We start from the raw sequence: 3,714 nt of genomic DNA on the forward strand, positions 1-3,714 counted from the left end.
GTTATGATTTTGATAGTCCATGGTGATTATCCCCCGTGTTTTGTATTTTGTTTTGCGATTAAATCATAACACAGGTTAATCCACTATGGATTTTTTATTTAGTTCAATTTCATTTTACAATTAAGCTAAAATTTTATAATAATAAAAATTAAATTTTAGCAAATATTATATTATTTTATATTAATGTACAAAATAATTAAATATAAATACATTTTAAGGAATGATATAATATGAAAAGAGAATTTAAATACTTAGTTTTGTTTTTATTATTAATAATCTTTTTTATAAGTAATTCATGCATAAGTTATGGAAAAGATATTAATAGTATTTTGGGTAAGAAATTAAATTTAAAAGAAAGCAAAATAAATAGAGATTTAAATAAATTATCCCCAAAAATTTCAAATGGAAAAGCAAAAGATGTGGATGTTTCTAAAAATAAATTACAAATTGTAGATAAAATTATTGAGGATGAAATTAAAGGAATAAATTCAGTAACTGGTGAAAATATGATTAAAAATAATAAAGTTAAATCAGAATTTCCAGGAGCTATTCTTACTATAGTTAAAGATGGAAAATTAATAAAAAATAGTTCATATGGGTATAAAAAAATTTGGGATAAGTATAAAAAGATAAAAAATCCTGATAAAACAACAGTGAACACTATGTATGATATAGCATCAAACACAAAAATGTATGCTACTAATTATGCAATTATGAAATTAATTTATGAAAAAAAGTTGAGCTTAGATGATAAAGTAGAAAATTACTTAGAAAATTATAAAGATAATAATACTGCTAAAATAAAAGGCAAAGATAAAATTACTATTAGAAATCTTCTTAGACATAATGCAGGACATTCAGTTTCTATAGATTTTTATAATAAAAAAAAAGCTGGAGATTTATATGCTTTAAATAAAGAAGAAACTATAAATGCTTTAGGAAAAATTCCATTAGTTTATGAACCAGAGACTAAAAATATTTATAGTGATTTAGATTATATGATTTTAGGTTATATTGTGGAAAAGATAACAAATATGCCTTTAGATAAATATGTTGAGGAGGAAATATATAAACCTTTAGGATTAAAAAGAACTTGTTTTAATCCATTAAAAAAAGGATTTAATGAAGAAGAAATAGCAGCTACAGAAAGAAATGGAAATACTCGTGATGGCATGATAAGTTTTGAAGGAATTAGAGATTACACTCTTCAAGGAGAAGTTCATGATGAAAAGGCATTTTATTGTATGGGAGGGGTGTCAGGACATGCAGGATTATTTTCTACTGGTGAAGAATTAGCAGTGCTTTGTCAGCTTTTATTAAATGGCGGAAGCTATAATGATTTTGTATTATGTGATAAATCTATTATAAATGAGTTTATAAAGCCAGATTATTTAGATCCAAGTTGGGGATTAGGGTGGAATATTCAAGATGGAAAAAGAAGCAGAGCATGGATGTTTTCCCCATATACTTATAATACTATAGGTCATACTGGTTGGACAGGTACATTAACTAATATAGATTTTGAAAATAATATGATAATTATACTTTTAACTAATAGAAGAAATACTCCTTGTTATAAAGAGAACTTTGATAGTGATAAATATGAGACAGGTAGATATGGAAGTATTACAACTTTAGTTTATGAAGCATTATTAGAAAATAGAGAATTAGTAAATGTAGATAAAGAAGAGTATATAACTGAAGTAATAAGTAATAATAATTCACAGGTTGATTGCATTTTTCCAGATAAAGAACTATCATCAAGATATTATGTAAGAAATAAACGAGGGTTTTATGGATATAGGGGAAAAGGACATATAGTAATAGAAAATGAAGGAGTTACTGAAGGAGAGTTATACATAAATGGTCATAATATAGATATTTCTCAAATTTTAAAAAGTAACAGTAGTAAAGAAATCATAAATATAGGTAAGTATGTAGTAAATGGAATTAATTCTTTAAAAGTATTAAATATAAAGCCTAATAATAGTAAAATGAAAATTTCTGTTTTATATCCAGAGTTAATTGAAAAAAATATAAAGGGTGAAAAAGAAAGTTTAAAATTTACAAAAAAAAAATTAAATAAAAATGTAAAAAACTTTGCTTTTACAGCAGTTAAAAATGGAAAAATAATAGAAAAATTTTATTGTGGAAGCATTAAAGAAAATAAATTAATTCCGTTAGGAAATGGAACAGAAGTATTTTCTACAATATTTGCTATTAATAAATTAATAAGCGAAGGAAAATTAAATTATAATGATTTAGCTAATAAATATATTCCAGAAATAAATGAATCAATAAAAATAAAAGATTTATTAGAGCATACTTCAGGATTACCAAAAGAAATAAATAAAAAGTTAGTCAATAATGAAAAAAAAGAAATTACTTTAGCGAAGAGAGACAATGAATTAAAAAAATTAATTTCAATAAAACCAGAGTTTATCCCTGGAACTAAAAGTAGGTATAGCGCTTATGATGCATATTTACTAGGAACAATAATAGAAAAAATAACATTAATGCCACAGGATAAATATGTTGAAGAAAATATATATACGCCTTTAGGATTAAAGCATACTATGTATAATCCAATGAAAAAAGGAATAAATAAAAAAGATATAGTATTAGATAAGAATGAAAATAAAGAATATACAAAAAAAAATTTAGATGGAGTATCTGGTGGCTATGGATTATATACAACCACAAAGGATTTAGCAGTTTTATGCCAAACTATTATAAATTATGGAGGATATGGGGGAGTAGAAATATTTTCAAAAGATGTAACAGCACACTTTACAAGTCCAACAGATAAAGATAAAAATTATGGTCATGGATTATTGATATTTAATGAAGAGGATGAAAAAAGAGAATGTGAAAATAATAAGTTAAATAAAAAAGTTGGGATAATATCAGATACTGGTATAAAGGTTGTTATAGATATGATGAAACATGAGGCTGTGATATTTAAGGGGGAAGTGTTATAGTTATGAAAATTAATTAAAAAAATATTTAGTATGAAATTTCAAAGAATTTATTGTGTACGTTAAAGAATTAAGTAAAAGCTTAAAAAATATTGTGTTTATAGGAAGTGTTCTAACATATAATTTCATTAAGAATATATTTTAACTTAATTTGAGAGAATTCTCCTTCCTCAACCGTAGGTAGGTGCGAAATGAATAGACGAAAGCATAGAGATACGATAAATATTTCTTGTTGACTATGCTTTTTATTTTTGTTATTATCTAGTATTGGTAATAAAATACAGAAGAAAAGTTATTGATGATGATATATCTAAAAGACTGAAAGAAATATTTGAAAATATAGCTCCTAAATACTTAATAACTTTAGAAGAATGGACTCACGACATCGACCATCTTCATTGCTTATTTAGGTCAGCCCCTAATACTGAAATTTCTAAATTCATAAATGCTTATAAGAGTGCTAGTAGCAGACTTATAAAAAAAGAATTTTCTAGTATAAAAAATAAACTATGGAAAGAATATTTTTGGAGTAGAAGTTATTGTTTAGTGACAACAGGTGGGGCAAATATAGAAACAATAAAAAAATATATAGAAAATCAAGGTGAAAAGGATAGTGTAAAGTTTAATATGAAAAAATAGGTTAGATATTATTTTGAAAATATTATTTTTAAAAACTATCAAAGATTATTTTTAGGTACAACAAAAAGACCTTCTATGAGAAGATTTTAAAAATATT

General features: G+C 24.3%; 2 protein-coding genes. Both read left to right on the forward strand.

The features are described from left to right. Window positions 1-230: 230 nt before the first annotated feature. Complete coding sequence (pbp4b, locus tag GBZ86_RS13660) at window positions 231-2,981, forward strand: penicillin binding protein PBP4B (RefSeq protein ID WP_152891547.1); 2,751 nt, start codon at window positions 231-233, stop codon at window positions 2,979-2,981. A 219-nt stretch (window positions 2,982-3,200) separates the two neighbouring features. Further along, complete coding sequence (tnpA, locus tag GBZ86_RS13665) at window positions 3,201-3,617, forward strand: IS200/IS605 family transposase (RefSeq protein WP_327445271.1); 417 nt, start codon at window positions 3,201-3,203, stop codon at window positions 3,615-3,617. Window positions 3,618-3,714 lie beyond the last annotated feature (97 nt).

It is taken from the genome of Clostridium tarantellae (assembly GCF_009295725.1).
Taxonomy (GTDB): Bacteria; Bacillota; Clostridia; order Clostridiales; family Clostridiaceae; genus Sarcina; species Sarcina tarantellae.

What these genes read in the sequence shown, in the direction of transcription:
- pbp4b (WP_152891547.1), top strand. Translation starts at nt 231, where the DNA reads ATGAAAAGAGAATTTAAATACTTAGTTTTGTTTTTATTATTAATAATC.